The sequence below is a fragment of the Mesorhizobium sp. B2-4-12 genome, assembly GCF_006441575.1.
Lineage (GTDB): Bacteria > Pseudomonadota > Alphaproteobacteria > Rhizobiales > Rhizobiaceae > Mesorhizobium.
Genome location: NZ_VFVC01000070.1, coordinates 1 through 17,058, shown reverse-complemented (window position 1 = coordinate 17,058; position 17,058 = coordinate 1). Strand labels below are relative to the sequence as shown.

Genomic DNA, 17,058 nt, shown 5'->3' with positions numbered 1-17,058 from the left:
AGTGCCCTGGGCGCAACGCCCGCGATGACCGCCCTGGTCGCCGTATGGCTCTTACCGGAGGCCAGCCGCACGCCGGTCGCCTTGCCGCCGGAAACCGTGATCTCGGCCACCTCGGCCCCGGTGACGATCTTGCCGCCGGCTGACGTCACCATGCCCGACAAGGCGCGGACAATGGTGTCGGCGCCGCCCTTGCCCAGCACCATGCCGAAGCTCTGGTTGGCCATCGATTCCAGATAGGGGAACACGGCGCCGCCTGCGATGTCGGGCGCGAAGTCGAGATGCATCCCCCAGGTGGCGAGTGTTGCACGCACATGCGGCGACTCGAAATTTTCCTCGAGCCAGGCGCGCGGCGATGACAGCAGCAGGCGACCCGTATCGAGCGCGCCGGACATGCCTTTCCTGCGCCACAGGTTCCAGGCCGTACCGGCAAGCGCGCGGGCACTCATCGGCGAGCCGAGCAGCCGGAACAGATGCTCGGCTTCGGCCGGGAAGGCCGCGACCAGCCTGCGCCATGTCGCGGCATCGGCGGCGGAGAAGGCAGCCATGCGCGCGGCTGTTTTCTCCAGGTCGTTGCTGACGCCGAACCAGCGTCCGTCCGGGAAGGCGCTGGCGAAACAGTCGGCGACCCGCGCGAACTCCAACCCTTGCGCTTTCAATTCATTTGCATATTTCCGGTGGAAGGCCGAGCCGGCAAACAGGCTCAGATTCATCGCCCCGAAATCGTGGCGGAAACCGGGAAGGGTGAATTCGCCGGTCTGGACGGCGCCGCCGACCGCCGCGTTGCGTTCGAAAACGCCGGTTTTCCAGCCTTTGAGCGCCAGATGCGCGGCGCATGCCAGACTGTTGTGGCCCGCCCCGACAAAGATGGCGTCGAACTCGCTCACGCCCCGTTCCCATTTCCTTTATGCTTAAAGATAATTGCAGATGCATATGTTTTCGTCTAGTAGGATATTAAGGGCCGACACGAGCCTCCAGCACCATCAAGAAAGAGGGAACAGAGACCATGGACACGCAAAAACTCCTCGGCGAGGTCGCCGGCCAGCTGCTTTCGGGCGCCATCAAGGTAGTCGACCTGTCGGCGCCGCTCGGACCCGATACGCCGTTGATCAAGCTGCCACCGGAACTCGCCGTCGACACGCCGAAGGTCGAGATCCACACCATCTCCGCCTATGACAAGAACGGCCCGTGGTGGGCCTGGAACTGGCTGAAGCTCGGCGAACATTCCGGCACGCATTTCGATGCGCCCAAGCACTGGATCACCGGCAAGGATTATGCCGACGGCGCCACCGACACCATTCCGGCACAGAACTTCGTCGGCCCGGTCAATGTCATCGACTGCTCCGGGGAAGCCGCCGCCGATCACGACTTCCTGCTCACGGTCGACCATATCAAGGCCTGGGAAGCCGACCATGGCGCCATCAACCCGGGCGAATGGGTGGTGATGCGCACCGACTGGTATAAGCGCAACGGTTCGGAAGCCGAATTCCTCAATGCCGACGACACCGGTCCGCACACGCCCGGCCCGACTGCCGAGGCCATCCAGTATCTGATCAGCAAGGACATCAAGGGCTGGGGCTCGGAGACCATCGGCACCGATGCCGGCAAGGCCGGCGGCATGGAGCCGCCATTCCCTGCCCACAGCCTGATGCACAAGGCCAACCGCTATGGGCTCGCCAGCCTCTGCAATCTCGATCAACTGCCGCCGAAGGGCGCGATCCTGATCGCCGCACCGCTCAAGATCGAGCACGGCACCGGCAGCCCGATCCGCGCTCTGGCGCTGGTATCGGGAAAGTAGAGCGAGGGGTCTTCGGGAGAAGATCATGCGCGCGGGTGATAATGTCATGGCAGCAAGAGGGCGCCAGCCTGGCGAGGCTAGCCGCCTACGGCGCCCCCCTCTGTCCTGCCGGACATCTCCCCCACGAGGGGGGAGATTGGCAGCTCTGGCGCCTCACTTGTCCCAGCGACGTTGGAGACTGACGAAAGCGGTCGCGACGCCCAATCTCCCCCCTCGTGGGGGAGATGTCCGGCAGGACAGGGGGGGGCGCGAAGGAACGCTACCTTGCCCTCCTAAATCCCGCTCCCCAGAGAACCGTCGATGACCTCCCCCGATCACATCATCGTCGGCAGTGGCATCAACGCGCTGGTGTGCGCGGCGATGCTTGGCGGCAAGGGGGCGAAGGTGCTCGTGCTGGAACGCAACGACCGCATCGGCGGCTGCATGCGCACCGAGGAGATCACCGCGCCCGGCTTCATCCACGATGTGATGGCGACGACCTTCGTGCTGTTCATCACTTCGCCAGCCTTTGCGGCGCTTGGTGCTGACCTTGCGCGGCACGGCTTGGAGTTCTGCCACGCGGTAACGCCGACCGGCGTGCTGCGGCCGGACGGCAGCCATGCGGTGCTCAGCACCGACCGCGCCGCCAATGTCGCGGCACTCAACGCAATCGCCGCGGGTGATGGCGACCGGCATGCCGAGGATGTCGGCGGCATCGAGCGCAATGCAGGCCTGTTGTTTGGCCTGCTCGGCGGCAGCTTGTGGTCCTATCCGACGGCAAAGCTGCTGGCGGGCGACGCCTGGCGGCGCGGTCCGCGCGGCCTTGCCGCCTTCCTTGGTGAGGCCCTGGTGCCGGCGCGCGGCTGGCTGGAAAGCACTTACCGGTCCGAAACCATCCGTGCGCTCTGGGCGCCCTGGGTGCTGCATGCCGGGCTTGGCCCGGAAGATGCCTTTTCCGGCCAGATCGCCAAGGTGATCGCCTTCGCGCTGGAGGCGGCAGGCGCGCCGATCGTCAAGGGTGGGGCGAAGTACCTGCTGTCGGCTTTCGAGGCGCTTATCATCGAGCGCGGCGGCGTCATTTCCACAGAATCCGACGTTGCCTCCATCATCCTGGCCGGCGGCCGCACCACCGGCGTGCGGCTGGCCTCGGGCGAGACGGTCCATGCGAAAAAGAGCGTCATCTGCTCGGTCACGCCGACGCAGCTCTATGGCCGCCTGCTCGGCACGGATGCTCCCAAAGCCGATACCGAGGCGACGAAGAAATACCGCTACGGCAAAGGCAATTTCCAGATCCATTACGCCCTCGACAAGCCGCCGACGTGGCGCGGTAAAGGGCTGGATAAGGTGGCCCTGCTGCATCTTACACCCGGGCTGGATGGCGTCTCGAAAGCCTGCAACGAGGCAGCGCGCAGCATGCTTCCCGAGGTGCCGACCATCTGTGTCGGCCAGCCGCACGCGCTCGACCCGTCGCGCTGCCCCGAGGGCAAGGCGATCCTGTGGCTACAACTGCCCGAGGCGCCGCGCCACATCAAGGGCGATGCCGCCGGCAAGCTGCAGGCGCCGGCCGACGGGCAGTGGACGACCGAGTTGCGCGAGGCCTATGCCGATCGCGCCGAGGCGATTCTCGCCAGCCATATTGACGGCTTCAGGGACAGCGTCATCGCGCGTCGTGCCTATTCGCCGGCCGATCTCGAAGCCATGAACATCAATCTGGTCGGCGGTGACCCCTATGGCGGTTCATCCACCATCGACCAATCGTTTCTGTGGCGACCGTTCAAGACCAGCCGCAACAATCAGACCGGTATCGAAAACCTCTACCATATCGGCGCCTCGACCCATCCGGGCGCCGGCCTTGGCGGCGGCTCCGGCTTTCTCCTGGCGGGGAGGCTGTGATGGAACAGAAGCTTGGCGAAAAGCGCCAGCGCATTTCCACCCTGGGCCAGATCGGCCTGCAGCAATTCGCGCCCTATCTGATGAACCGCATCATGGGCCGCTACAACGCCACTTTGCGCGACGATTTCCGCAAGCAGGGCCTGACCATTCCGCAGGTGCGGACGCTTGCGGTGCTGTCGGTCGCCGACGGTGTCACCGTCAACGACCTCTCGGTCTACACTGTCATCGAGCAGTCGACCTTGAGCCGCACGCTCGACACGCTGGAGGGCCAGGGCTTCGTGCGGCGCGAGCAGGGGGTCGCCGACAGCCGTATCCGCCACGTGTTCCTCACCGACGAAGGCCGGGCCGAGTTTACCCGCGCCTGGCCGGCCATGCATGACGCGTTCGAGGCGATGTTCGACGATGTCGACGATGCCGAATACGCCGCATTGATCGCGACGCTGCAGAAGATGCTGAAGAACATTCGCAAGCACGACATCTGATGCATGTCGCCCAAAAGTGGACCCGGTTTTGGGGAAACGACATGCATAAACAGGGACTCTAGATTACCCGCCGCCGGCTGTCGGCGACAACCGAAGGAGGCAGAGATGGCCGAACGGTCTTTTGCCAAGGAAGTCGAAAAACTCAGGCTCGGCGCCGGTGAGGAATTCGCCGGCGAGGGTATCCTCGCCATCACCAAGGCGCTGCTGCAATGCGGCGTCGGCTATGTCGGCGGCTACCAGGGCGCGCCGATCAGCCATCTGATGGACGTGCTGGCCGACGCGCAGGACATTCTGGGCGAGCTTGGCGTGCATTTCGAGGCCAGTGCGTCGGAAGCGACCGCCACCGCCATGCTGGCAGCATCCGTACATTATCCGATCCGGGGTGCCGCGACCTTCAAGTCCACAGTCGGCACCAATGTCGCCTCCGATGCACTCGCCAATCTCGCTTCCGGCGGTGTCACCGGCGGCGCCCTGATCATCGTCGGCGAGGATTACGGCGAGGGCTCCTCCATCATGCAGGAGCGCAGCCATGCCTTTGCCATGAAGAGCCAGGTCTGGCTGCTCGACCCACGCCCGAACCTGCCCTCGATCGTCAAGGCGGTGGAGGACGGCTTTGAGCTGTCCGAAGTTTCCAACACGCCGGTCATGCTGCAGGTGCGCATCCGCTGCTGCCATGTCCACGGCCATTTCATCGCCAAGGACAACAAGCGCCCGCCGATGACCGTGGCCGATGCGCTTTCGGCACCGCGCCGCGACACCGGCCGCATCGTTCTGCCGCCCGCCTCGTTCCTGCACGAGAAGGAGAAGGTGGCGAAGCGCTGGCCGGCGGCGGTGGAGTTCATCGCCAAGAACAAGATCAACGAATTCTTCGGCTCGGATCATGGCTCAGTCGGCATCGTCATGCAGGGCGGCATGTACAATTCCGTCGTCCGCGCCCTGCAGCGTCTCGGCCTTGCCGACACCTATGGCGAGACGGACGTGCCGCTCTATGTGCTCAATGCCGTCTATCCGCTGATCGACGATGAGTTCCTGTCCTTCTGCGAAGGCAAGCAGGCCGTGCTGGTCGTCGAGGAAGGCCAGCCCAACTACATCGAACAGGCCTTTGCCGCGATGCTGCACAAGGCCGGGCGCGGCACCAGGCTGGTCGGCAAGGAGCATCTGCCGATGGCCGGCGAGTATACCGGCCAGGTCATGCTCGACGGCATCGGCGCCTTCCTGCGCGCCGAGGCGCCGCATTTGCTGCCGGGTGAGGTGCGTGCGCCCAACAAGGTCGGCGAGGGGGTCGACACCGCTGATCTGATCAACGTCGTGCCGGGTCGTCCGCCGGGCTTCTGCATCGGCTGCCCAGAGCGGCCGATCTTTGCCGCCACCAAGCTGGTCGAACAGGAACTCGGCAAGCATCACATCGCCTCCGACATTGGCTGCCATCTGTTTTCGATCATGCCGCCCTTCGAACTCGGTGCCACCACCATGGGCTATGGGCTGGGGCCGGCCTCGGCCTCGGCGTTCAATTCGCCCGATGCCAAGCGCCGCTCGATCTCCTTTGTCGGCGACGGCGGCTTCTGGCACAACGGCCTGACCTCCTCGATCGGCAATGCGGTTTTCAACAAGAATGACGGCGTCATCGTCATCGTCGACAATTTCTATTCCGCCGCGACCGGTGGGCAGGACATTCTGTCATCGCGCGCCGGCAACAAGACCAAGTCGACCAAGCATCCGATCACCGAGGCGGTGAAGGGGATGGGCGTCAAATGGCTGCGCCATGTCGACCGCACCTACGATGTCGGCAAGATGCAGGACACGTTGCGCGAAGCGCTGACGACGGAGGAGAAGGGGCCGAAGGTCATCGTCGCTTCCTCCGAATGCATGCTCAACCGTCAGCGCCGCGAGATGCCGCTGGTCGACAAGGCGATCAAGGGCGGCGAGCGCGTGGTGAAGCCGAAGTTCGGCGTCGACGAGGACATCTGCACCGGGGATCATGCCTGCATGCGGCTGTCCGGTTGCCCGTCGCTGTCGGTGAAGTCGCTCGATGATCCACTGCGTGACGATCCGGTCGCCAGCATCGACCAGAACTGCGTCGGCTGCGGCAATTGCGGCGAGGTCGCCGACGCCGCGGTGCTCTGCCCATCCTTCTACCGCGCCGACGTCGTGCACAACCCCAGCCGCTGGGACCGGTTTGTGGAAACCGCGCGCCGCGCCGTGATCAACCTGTTGCAGCGCCGCCGCGAAAACCGGCGCCTGACCTTCGCCGATGCTTGACCAGGCCTCACCCATGCGCCCGAAGGCGGGCGCCACCGAAGACGAACGCGTGATAAAACTCGCGGTACTGGCGGTTGGCGGCCAGGGCGGCGGCGTGCTGGCTGACTGGATCATCGACGTTGCCGAACGCAATGGCTACGTCGCGCAATCGACTTCGGTCGCCGGCGTCGCCCAGCGCACCGGCGCCACGATCTATTATATCGAAATGGCTCGCGACACTGGCCGGCTGCCGGTGTTCGCGCTGTCGCCTTCGCAGGGCGATGTCGACATCCTGATCGCCGCCGAACTGATGGAAGCCGGCCGCGCCATCATCAGGGGCTTCGTCACGCCCGAGCGCACGACGCTGATCGCCTCTTCGCACCGCATCGCAGCCGTATCGGAAAAGATCGAACCGGGCGACGGCCGGGCCTCTTCGTCCAAGGTGCACGCGACGGCCGAGGCCGCGTCCAAACGCTTCATCGCCTTCGACATGGAAGAGATCGCCGCCGCCAACGGCTCGATGATCTCGGCCAGCCTGCTTGGCGCGCTGGCCGGATCCGACGCGCTGCCGTTCGCGCGCGAAAGCTATGAACAGGCGATCGGTGCCGGTGGTCGCGGCGTCAAGGCCAGCCTTGCGGCCTTCGGCGCCGCGTTTGATCGTGCGCGCGGCACGGCGGCGCCGGCGCCAAAGCCGGCTGAACCGGCGATTGTCGAATCCGCTTTGGGGGCTGGGCGGGTCAGTGGCCCGCGAAACTTGCTGCAGGGCTGGCAGGCGCTCGCCGCCCGTATCGACCTGATGCCCCTGGCGGTGCGCGACATGGCGCTCAGGGGACTGAGGAAGGTCGTCGACTATCAGGACATCGCCTATGGTGGCGAGTATCTTGACCGGCTGGACAAGGCCGTCGCGCTGGACAGCGCCGACCATGCCCACGCGCTGTCCATCGCCGCCGCCAAGCATCTGGCCAATGCAATGTGCTACGACGACATGATCCGCGTCGCCGACCTGAAAACACGCTCGACGCGTGACAGGCGTGTGCGCCGCGAGGTCGGCGTCAAGGGCGGCTCGATCCTGCAGGTGACCGAATATTTCCATCCCCGCATCGAGGAGTTCTGCGGCACACTGCCGGCGGGGCTGGGCAGCTACATCGAGAACCGGCCGAAACTCGCCGCCTTCCTCGACCGTCGCATCAATCATGGCCGGCGCATCCGCACCGACAGCTTTGCCGGCTTTGCCGCGCTGTGGTTCATCGGCGGCCTGCGCCGCTGGCGCCGCCGGCTGCTGCGCCACAAGGTCGAGACCGCGCATCTTGAACGCTGGTACACGCTGGCGCTTGGCTACGTGCCGGCCGACTATGCACTGGCCGTCGAAATCCTCAACTGCCGCCGGCTGATCAAGGGCTACAGCGACACCCATCTCCGCGCCCAGTCGAAATTCGACCGCGTGCTGTCGGCGCTTCCCATGCTCGAGGGCCGTACCGACGCCGCCGACTGGATCCGCCGTTTGCGTGAGGCCGCCTTGAAGGACGAAAAAGGCGACATGCTCGACGGCGCACTGAAGACGGTGGCGACCTTGGATCAAAATCCCGTCGATTGAGGCGTGCCAACGGGCGCCGCACCGATGTCACCGGCTACTCCTCTGGCGTACATAGCGCGCGCGAGGCTTATCGTTGGTGATGCACATTCCTTTCGAGACCGGGTTCCGTGGTCCAACCTTCCTTCATGAATAATGAACGTCGTTCATTTTTCTCTTGAACATTGTTCATGATGTGATAAAGTCCTTTTATGAACAACGTTCATTTCAGGATGGCCGAAAATGCTGAAACAGCTTGGCATGTGTACCACAACCCGTCTCTTCCGTGGGTTCAAACATCGGCTGCCGGAGCCAAGCATGGGCATGAACCGCAGCAAGGAAGTTTAACCAGCTCACTGATATTGCTGGGATCGAAACAGCGCCTGCAACCCGCAGGGCCCTCTGGCGAACAGCCACCGGGTTCCGCCAAATGGACATCGCCATGAACACTCATCTCATGTTGTCGCGGCGCTTCGCGCCTCTGTTCTGGACGCAGTTCCTGTCCGCGTTCAACGACAATTTCCTCAAGAACACGCTGGTGTTTCTGATTCTCTTCACCTTGGCCGCCGACCAGGCGGCCTCGCTGGTCACGCTCGCCGGGGCCGTCTTCATGGCTCCTTTCCTGCTCCTGTCGGCCCTGGGCGGCGAGATCGCCGACCGGTTCGACAAGGCCCTGATCGCCCGCCGGCTGAAATTCGCGGAGACCGCCGCCGCTGCAGTCGCCGTCATTGGCATCGCGCTGTCGTCGATCCCGGTGCTGATGACGGCATTGCTCATGTTCGGCATCATCTCGGCGCTGTTCGGACCGATCAAGTATGGCATCCTACCGGATCATCTCGAGCGCAAGGAATTGCCACGCGCCAATGCCTGGATCGAGTCGGCGACCTTCGCCGCCATCCTCGGCGGCACCATCGCCGGCGGCGTCGTCTCGGCCGATGGCATCGGCGTCTGGATCTTCGGGCCGATCATGATGATCCTGTCAGTCGGCTGCTGGTTCGTCAGCCGCTACATCCCTTCGACGGGTTCGGCTGCTCCCAGCCTTGTCATCGACAGGAACATCTTTCGCTCGACCTGGCGCCAGGTCAGCGAATTGCGCACCGATACACGCATCTGGCGCGCCGGCCTGATGACCTCCTGGTTCTGGCTGATCGGATCCATCATCCTTTCGATCCTGCCGACGCTGGTCAAGGATTCGCTCGGCGGCGGAGAAATCGCCGTCACCGCCTACCTCGCCGTGTTCGCCGTCTCGATCGCTATCGGTTCGGCCATTGCCGCATGGATGTCGCAGGGACGTGTCGTGCTCTTGCCGGCCCCGGTCGGCACGGCGCTGCTTGCACTGTTCGGCCTCGATCTGGCCCGGGTCATCTGGAGCATGCAGCCGTCGCCGAGGGCCGAGACCCTTGCCATGTTCTTCGCCGGGCCAAACACTATCCATGTCGCCATCGACCTCGCCGGCATGGCCATCTCAGCAGCCTTTCTCGTGGTGCCGACCTTTGCCGCCGTGCAAGCCTGGGCGCCCGAGGCGCGCCGCGCCCGCGTCGTCGCCGCCGTCAGCATCGTCAATGCCGGCTTCATGACCGTGGGCGGCATACTCGTCGCCGCGATCCAGGCCGCGGGCGTTTCCACTGGAGGCATTCTGTTCGGCCTCGTCGCGGCCAACGCGGTCGCTGCCTGGCTGATGCTGAAATTCTTGCCGACGAATCCGTTTCGCGACTTCGTCTCCATCCTCTTCCGCGCCTTCCACCGCCTGGAGATCGAGGGGATGGAAAACCTCAAGGCGGCCGGCAAGGCACCCATCCTGGCGCTCAACCATGTCAGCTTCCTCGATGGCCCGTTGGCGTTGACGCTGACGGATGAAGAACCGGTCTTCGCCATCGACTACACCATCGCGCAGGCCTGGTGGATGAAGCCTTTCCTGAAACTGACCCGCGCGCTGCCGCTCAATCCGGCCAAGCCGATGTCGACCCGCACGCTGATCAAGATCGTGCAGAATGGCGATCCGCTGGTCATCTTCCCCGAAGGCCGTATCACCGTCACCGGCGGCTTGATGAAGGTCTATGACGGCGCCGCCATGGTGGCCGATAAGACCGGCTCGATGGTGGTGCCGATCCGCATTGAAGGGCTGGAGAAAAGCCCGTTCTCGCGGCTGACGTCGCAGCACGTGCGCCGTCGCCTGTTTCCGAAGGTCAAGGTAACCATACTGGAGCCGGTCAAGCTTGAAGTGCCGCCGGAACTGAAAGGCCGCCAGCGCCGCGCCGCGGCCGGTGCGGCACTTTATCAGGTCATGTCCGATCTCGTCTTCCGTACCCAGGATATCGACAGGACGGTGCTGGAAAAGATCATTTTGACGGCGAACGAACGCGGCATGAAACGGCTCGCCGTGCAGGACCCCGTCACCGGCTCGCTGAGCTATGGCAAGCTGCTGACGGCGGCGGCCGTGCTTGGCGAGAAATTCGAGACGCTCTATGCCGGCCAGCGGACGCTCGGCATCATGCTGCCCAACGCCAACGGCTCTTGCGCCACACTGCTTGGCGTGATGTCGGCGGGCAAGGTGGCGGCGATGATCAACTTCACCGCCGGTGCGGCCAACATCCTGTCGGCCTGCAAGGCGGCCGAGGTGCGCACCGTGCTGACCTCGCGTGCCTTCGTCGAACAGGCCAAGCTTGGCGCCGTGGTCGAGGAGATGGGCCGTTCGGTCGACATTGTCTGGCTGGATGATCTGCGCGCCACCATCGGCCTCAAGGAAAAACTGCTCGGCCTGTTGCGCAAGAGCACGCCGCGCGTTGCCCGCAAGGCCACCGACCCGGCGGTGATCCTGTTCACCTCCGGGTCGGAAGGCACGCCAAAGGGCGTGGTGCTCACCCACCGCAACATCCTGGCCAATGCCGCGCAGGCCGCATCCCGTATCGATTTCCACTCGGGCGACAAGGTGTTCAACGTCCTGCCGATCTTCCATTCCTTCGGCATGACGGCCGGCACGGTGCTGCCGCTGATCTCGGGCGTGCCGATCTTTTTCTATCCGTCGCCGCTGCACTACCGCATCGTGCCGGAACTGATTTACGCATCGAACGCAACGATCATCTTCGGCACCGATACGTTCCTCAGCGGCTATGCCCGCACCGCGCACCCGTACGATTTCCGTTCGATACGCTATTGCTTTGCCGGCGCAGAACCGGTCAAGGCGTCGACGCGCATGACCTATATGGAAAAGTTCGGCGTGCGTATTCTCGAAGGCTATGGCGTTACCGAGACCGCGCCGGTGATCTCCATCAACACGCCGATGTACAACCGTTCCGGCACCGTCGGCAAAATCATGCCTGGTATGGAGTATCGTCTTGATCCGGTGCCTGGAGTCGACGATGGCGGACGGCTCTATGTACGTGGACCAAACGTCATGGCGGGCTATCTGCGCGCCGAGAAGCCGGGCGTGCTCGAACCTCTCCCGGACGGCTGGCATGACACCGGCGACGTCGTCTCCATCGACGAGGGGGGCTTCATCACCATTCGCGGCCGCGCCAAGCGTTTCGCCAAGATCGGTGGCGAGATGATCTCGCTCGCCGCCGTCGAGGTGCTGGCGGGCGAGTTGTGGAAAGGCTCGCTATCGGCGGTCGCTTCCGTGCCGGATGCACGAAAGGGCGAGAAGCTCATTCTCATCACCGAGGCTCCCGGCGCCACGCGCGCCGAGTTCCTGAACTTCGCCAAGACGAACGGTGCCATGGACTTGATGGTGCCCGCCGAAGTGCGCGTCGTCCACAAAGTGCCGGTGCTCGGCTCCGGCAAGGTCGACTTCGCCGGCGTGACCGGACTGGTGCGTGGCGAGGATGCCGCCAAGGTCGAGGCCGCCTGATCACGGGTGACGGCGAGACGACGCCGCGATGAAAATCGCGGCGTCGTGAGCGTTTCAGACAATCAGGTTCGTCATCGGCTTCACTGCCGACGACTCCGGAAACACCTTGTCAGAAAGCACGGCGGCGGAAAGACCGAATTGGTCGGCGAGCAGGCCCTTCAGGACCCCTCTGACATCGCTAGTCGGTGCAAGATCGCGTTGCTCATGGAGCTGAGCCGGCTTCAATCCCGGCCAGTCGGCGATGACGCGACCGCCCTTGATCGCGCCGCCCGCGAGCAGCACCACCGTGCCGGTGCCGTGATCGGTGCCGACCGTGCCGTTAATCTGCGCCGTGCGCCCGAACTCGGTGATGGCGACGATCGCAGTGTCCTTCCAGCGCTCGCCAAGCCCCTTCTCGAATTCCTCGAAGGCACCGTCGAGACCACCGAGCAAGGTGGCAAGCCGGCCGGTCGCGCCGCCCTCATTGACATGCGTGTCCCAGCCGTCGAAGGCCAGGGCGGCAACCCGTGGCCCATCATCGGCCGCGATCAGCTTGGCGGCACCTTGTGCGGCCTGCCGCATCCCGGCAGCGCTGTCGAGGCCGCCCTTCGGGTTCATCGCCTTGGGACCCATCTGGTCGTCGAGCGCCATCCGGTCGGCATCGAGGCCTTTTTGCAAGGCCACCGCCAGCGCGGGATCGCGATGCTGGTAGAGATCGAGCACCCGTGCCGCCAGGTCACTGGCCGGAGCCGGCAAGGATTGCGGCGCCCAACCGAGCACCGGAGCCGCACCGCGGATCACAAGGGGCGTCGACGGCCCGACGGCCAGCCCGCTGAGCGTCGCCACGCGAGCGCCGGCCGGCAGGCTCACGAGCGCCCGGTTGAGCCATCCGGTGGCGACATGGCCCGGACCGGCATAGCCGCTTTCCAGCACATCCTGCCCGTCGAAATGCGAGCGTTCCCGGTAGCCTGTCGCGGCCGCATGCACCACCGCAGCCTGCTTATCCCTGAACAGCCGCGCGAACACCGGCATCGCCGGATTGACCGCGAAGAAACCATCGAGCGGCAGCGCCGCGTGCGGGCCGGTGAGCGACAGCGCGATATCGCCGTGCAGGCCGGCATAGTCCGGATCGCCGACCGGGCCGACGGCCGACAGGCCGTCGAGCGCGCCGCGCAGCACGATAACGATCAGGCGCGGGTCGCGATTGTCGGCGGCACGGGCGAAGCGGGGCAGATAGGCCCACGCAAACAGCGCGCCGCCGGTCATCAGCATGGCGCGGCGGGAAGGATGAGGTGTTTCACACAGCAGGCTCATGACTTTGTCTCCATGGGAGTTGTCCGCGCTGGCGCTATCGTCGCTGGAATTCGGGCGCCATCAGCAGCAGCGCCAGGCCCTGTTGCCTGGATTCGGCGCGGGCGACCGCTTGCCGTGTCTCCGGCGAGGCGGAGGGCCCGATGATGGCGTCGAGCATGTCGTCGGGATTGCCGATGTCGTTGACCTGGCCGGCCGCCTGCCAGGCGATGTCGAGGCGGATCTTCATGCCTTCGGCCGACGCCCAGCTGTCTGTCTGGTCGGAGAAGCCGTTCGGTCCCGGCGGCTGCCAGAGCGGCTCGCCCAGCGCGCTCAGCCATCTGAGCGACTGGCCGGGAGCGTTCGCCGGACCGGGGCCGGCTGCTCTGCGGATGGCGGCGACGTAGTCGAAGGGCGAGCGCATCTTGGTCAAGGGCATCGACCACGCCTCGGGCATGTCGATGAGCGCCGCCGCCAATGCCCTGAGATTGCCATCGCTCCTGGTGAACACCTTGGCGAGACGCGCGACCGCCGCCGGTGGCGGCTCGTCCGATATGAAGTGTCGGGCGAGCTTGGTGGCGATGTGCTGCGCCGTCGCCGGATGGCGGGCGATATCGCTGATCGCGGCCTCGGCCTGGCCCATGCCGGCGGCCGGATAGGTCTTGCCCAACAGCACCGCGTCGCCAGGTTCATGTGCGTTGGCGTTGAAGACCGAACTGCCGGGCTCGCCAAGCCGTCCTTCCCATCCGGCCATCATCCAGCCGGTCAGGATGCGGGCGAAGCTGGTGACATCGGCTTGCGTGTAACCGCTGCCGACGCCCAGCGTGTGCAGTTCCAGGATTTCGCGGGCGAGGTTCTCGTTGAGACCGCGCTGACGCTTCCTGCCGGCGCGGGAGTCCGGGCCGATCGACTGCTGGTTGTCGAGATAGAACAGCATCGCCGGGTGCCGTTCGACCGCCATCAGCATGTCGGCGAAACGGCCGAGCACGAAGGGACGGATCGCTTCCCGCTCGAAGGCGCCGGCGCTGGCCCGCACGATCGGCCCCTTTGCCGCCGAGACACAGAAATGGTTCGACCAGAAATAGACAAGACGTTCGACGAAGCCGACCTCGGCTTGCAGAGCTTTGTCGAGGCGCGCCTTGGCCTCGGCCCGGAACAGTTCAGCCTCGACCCTCGGCACCGCCGGCTTTGCGGGCGGCTGTGCTGACGGCATCTGCGATGCATCGGCTTTGGCCGTCCGCTCTGCCATGAGATTGCGCTCGAGCTTGCGCTGCATCCTTGCCGCCATGCTGGCCTGGATGGCTGAGGTGCTTCCCTTCAGTCCCGCATAGGCAGGATCGTCGAGCGATATCAGGGCAATGTCGGGCGCCTTGAGTTCAGCCCTCAAGGCGGCGCGTGCGTCGCCGGCAAGTTTGTCGCGGCCTCCCGATCGCGCGCCAAGTCCAAAGCGGTTGAACGCAACCAGGATCTCATCTTGCGTGGTTTCTGGACCCGGGACAGCCAAACTGAACCCTCCATCTTTCGGAGCGCATGTGGACGTGCGGGCTCCGGTCAACCCATCCGGCGTCGCCGGTGGAGAGGGCCAGGCATTTGCGCCTGGCCCAGCAGCGCCTACCAGCGGTGCCAGCGATGCCAGTGGCGATGCGGGTGCCAGACGTAGAATGGGCCATGCACATAGTGCGGCCGCACCACGACACGGTTCGGGACACAACGGCCCCAGCGGTTCGGGTGCCAGCCGATCCCGCAGCCCCAGCGGACATGCTCTACCAGCGCGGGCGCGCCCGGTTGGGTGACGGATACGACCGGCATGGCATTGGAGGTGGCGGCGGTAGCGACTGTCCCGCCAACGGCAAGGCCGGCGGCGGCATATTTTATCAGACGGTTCATGATCGAACTCCGAGTGCTTCGAGTTGAAGATGTCCGGCCCGCAACAAGGGGCCGGACAGGCTTGACCCTTCAATTCGTTAAACGGCGCCGGAGCCTTTTTCCGTCGGTCCTTATGGCGATTTTTTTGGCGCGCCGGCCGCCTGGCGTTGCACATGGTGCAGCAGCGCTGTCGCCAGGAGGCTTCGATTCTGCGGCGATGTATTCGCCGCAAAATCGACGATGGCCTGTTCAAGTCGCGTACGTACCGTCAAGTCGGCGTTGCGCGCCCGCTCCAGGGCGGCGGACAAAGCCGCCGTATTCACGACGGGCTGCTGCAACAGGTCGGCAGCCTCCTGCCTGGCCTGCTGACCGTCCAGAATGACCTGGCGGGATTCCATGCGGACCTGGCGCAGCGCCTTGCGGAATGCCTTGCGGTCCTGTTCCGGAAGCCTTCCGCCGGCCGTTTCCAGCGAGTAGCCCGCGCCTGCCCTGGCATTTCTCAGCCACGCCGCACCGCTGATAAATGCGCCTGCAAGAAAGACGTTCAGCACAACCGAGACGATGACAAGGCGGCGGACCCAACGCGTACTCATAGATTTTCCTCGCCATTGTCGGCATCCGCGCCCGCATCGCCGAAGGCCGTCGCATTGGCGTCGAGCACGTAGTGGTCGGGCTGGGCTTCGGGTGTGACGACGGTCACTAGGGCCAATCCGGCCACCGCACCGGCCAGGCCGATGCCGGTAAGTCCCAAGCCCAGCCACCAGAACCGCTGACGCCGCCGCTGGACAAGGTGCCGGTCGGCGACGCGCAGGATGCTGCCGTGCAGCGCCTTGCCGGGGGGCTGGACGCTGTAGCTGTCGAGCAGGGTGTCGAGTGTGCCGGCATGTCGCGAAATGGCTTGGCCCGCCTCGCTTGGAGCAAAGGCCGCGGCGGCTTCGCGCTCCGCTTCCGGCCAGCGACGCAAATCGCCGCCATAGGCTTCGGCCAGCGCCGCGAAGCGCTTGGCATCCATTGCCGGGCCGTCTTCGATGTCTTCAGTCATTTGCTTTCCCCTTGCCCCTTGGCGCCGCGTGCTCACGCGGGTTGGAAACGACAGCGACCCGCCCCCACCGGACGCCCGCAAAGCGCGATGAATGTTCGGCATCCATGGTCGCGCCTTTGTCAGTCATGGACGCTATCCTTGGCCAGAATCGTCTGTAGGGCCCGCCGGCCGCGCGAAAGCAGGCTCTCCAGGGCATCGATGCTGATCTCCAGGGTCGCGGCCGCCTCGATATTGGACATCTCCTGATAGTAGACCAGGATAATCGCTTCGCGCTGGCGTGGCGCGATCGCCTGCAAGGCGTGCTCGACCCGATGCGTCTCTTCCCGGGAATCGGGAAGCGGGGCCGGATCCGCCACGTCCGGCAAATCGTCGGTCACCCATTCGCGGCGCCGGCGCAGCCGGTCGTAGCAAAGGTTGAGCGTCACCCGGTGGATCCAGGTATCGAAGCGCGCACCGCCGCGCCGCCAGCTCGAGGCATGACGCCAGATCCGCACGAAGGTTTCCTGGGCGACATCCTCGGCCTCCGCTGCGTCGCCCAGCATGCGAGCGGCCAGCGACAGGATACGCGGCAGCTTGCGCGCGACGAGCGTCCGCACTGCCGCTGGATCGCCAGCACCGACCCGACGAACCAACTCCTCGTCCGGATCGGCGCTCATCTGCCGGCGCACTCCCGATGTTCATCACGCGTCATGGCCTCTTGGTCATTGCTCCGGCTTGGGAGCGGATTTGTGGCCTGGCATCTCGTCGGCCTTGAGGACGCCGTCGCCATTCTTGTCCAGTCTGGCGAAGCGCTTGGCGAAGAACGCGTCGAGCTCGGCGCGATCGATGAAGCCGTCATGGTTCGAATCGATGCGCGAGAAGGATTTGGCGGGGTCGCCCTTGATGTTTCGCTTGGCCTGGAAGGCCTCCCACTCCAGCAGGCTGATCTTGCCGTCACCATCCGTGTCGGCGGCCATGATCGCCTTCTCCCGCCGCTTCTGGAACTTGGCCAGCGTAAGATCGGACTTGGCCTTGGGCGCGGCAGCCGGCGGTGTGGCAGGGGCAGGGGCAGGGCGTGCTCACATCACTGCCGATGAT

General features: G+C 65.0%; 14 protein-coding genes. 6 read left to right on the top strand and 8 right to left on the bottom strand.

Annotated elements, in window-relative coordinates:
- Positions 1 to 884, bottom strand: an 884-nt coding sequence (locus tag FJ934_RS26475; RefSeq protein ID WP_140613361.1) for an NAD(P)/FAD-dependent oxidoreductase, incomplete at its 3' end; no start/stop codon positions are given.
- Positions 885 to 1,003: 119 nt separating this feature from the next.
- Between FJ934_RS26475 and FJ934_RS26470 the strand changes: the two genes are divergently transcribed.
- From FJ934_RS26470 to FJ934_RS26440, 6 genes are all read left to right on the top strand, one after another.
- The gene (locus tag FJ934_RS26470) at positions 1,004 to 1,795 is read left to right on the top strand and encodes a cyclase family protein (RefSeq protein WP_140613360.1); all 792 of its coding nucleotides are present in this window, start codon (positions 1,004 to 1,006) and stop codon (positions 1,793 to 1,795) included.
- Positions 1,796 to 2,095: 300 nt separating this feature from the next.
- A complete protein-coding gene (locus FJ934_RS26460) occupies positions 2,096 to 3,667 on the top strand; it encodes an NAD(P)/FAD-dependent oxidoreductase (RefSeq protein ID WP_140613359.1) in 1,572 nt (523 codons plus the stop codon).
- The gene (locus FJ934_RS26455; protein WP_140613358.1) at positions 3,667 to 4,149 is read left to right on the top strand and encodes a MarR family transcriptional regulator; all 483 of its coding nucleotides are present in this window, start codon (positions 3,667 to 3,669) and stop codon (positions 4,147 to 4,149) included. The genes FJ934_RS26460 and FJ934_RS26455 overlap by 1 nt, the downstream gene beginning before the upstream one ends.
- 105 nt (positions 4,150 to 4,254) lie before the next feature.
- Positions 4,255 to 6,408 (top strand): indolepyruvate ferredoxin oxidoreductase subunit alpha, encoded by a 2,154-nt coding sequence (locus FJ934_RS26450; protein WP_140613357.1) that lies wholly within the window; start codon positions 4,255 to 4,257, stop codon positions 6,406 to 6,408.
- Entirely contained in the window at positions 6,401 to 7,981 is a 1,581-nt protein-coding gene (locus FJ934_RS26445) for an indolepyruvate oxidoreductase subunit beta family protein (protein WP_140613356.1), read from the top strand. The genes FJ934_RS26450 and FJ934_RS26445 overlap by 8 nt, the downstream gene beginning before the upstream one ends.
- A 418-nt stretch (positions 7,982 to 8,399) precedes the next feature.
- The gene (locus FJ934_RS26440) at positions 8,400 to 11,804 is read left to right on the top strand and encodes an acyl-[ACP]--phospholipid O-acyltransferase (protein WP_140613355.1); all 3,405 of its coding nucleotides are present in this window, start codon (positions 8,400 to 8,402) and stop codon (positions 11,802 to 11,804) included.
- A gap of 54 nt (positions 11,805 to 11,858) precedes the next feature.
- Here the strand turns inward: FJ934_RS26440 and FJ934_RS26435 are convergent, their stop codons facing one another.
- From FJ934_RS26435 to FJ934_RS26405, 7 genes are all read right to left on the bottom strand, one after another.
- Complete coding sequence (locus FJ934_RS26435) at positions 11,859 to 13,097, bottom strand: DUF1501 domain-containing protein (RefSeq protein ID WP_140613354.1); 1,239 nt, start codon at positions 13,095 to 13,097, stop codon at positions 11,859 to 11,861.
- A 34-nt stretch (positions 13,098 to 13,131) separates the two neighbouring features.
- Positions 13,132 to 14,577 (bottom strand): DUF1800 family protein, encoded by a 1,446-nt coding sequence (locus FJ934_RS26430; protein WP_246671649.1) that lies wholly within the window; start codon positions 14,575 to 14,577, stop codon positions 13,132 to 13,134.
- 107 nt (positions 14,578 to 14,684) lie between these two features.
- A complete protein-coding gene (locus FJ934_RS26425; RefSeq protein ID WP_140613353.1) occupies positions 14,685 to 14,960 on the bottom strand; it encodes a hypothetical protein in 276 nt (91 codons plus the stop codon).
- A 110-nt stretch (positions 14,961 to 15,070) separates the two neighbouring features.
- Complete coding sequence (locus tag FJ934_RS26420; RefSeq protein WP_246671648.1) at positions 15,071 to 15,490, bottom strand: periplasmic heavy metal sensor; 420 nt, start codon at positions 15,488 to 15,490, stop codon at positions 15,071 to 15,073.
- A gap of 38 nt (positions 15,491 to 15,528) precedes the next feature.
- Positions 15,529 to 15,981 carry a hypothetical protein gene (locus FJ934_RS26415; protein ID WP_140613351.1) on the bottom strand — a complete coding sequence of 151 codons (453 nt, stop codon included), beginning with the start codon at positions 15,979 to 15,981 and terminating at the stop codon, positions 15,529 to 15,531.
- Positions 15,982 to 16,100: 119 nt separating this feature from the next.
- Positions 16,101 to 16,637, bottom strand: a complete 537-nt coding sequence (locus FJ934_RS26410; protein ID WP_140613350.1) for an RNA polymerase sigma factor — start codon at positions 16,635 to 16,637, stop codon at positions 16,101 to 16,103.
- Positions 16,638 to 16,682: 45 nt separating this feature from the next.
- Complete coding sequence (locus tag FJ934_RS26405) at positions 16,683 to 16,937, bottom strand: hypothetical protein (RefSeq protein WP_246671647.1); 255 nt, start codon at positions 16,935 to 16,937, stop codon at positions 16,683 to 16,685.
- Between the last annotated feature and the right edge of the window lie 121 nt (positions 16,938 to 17,058).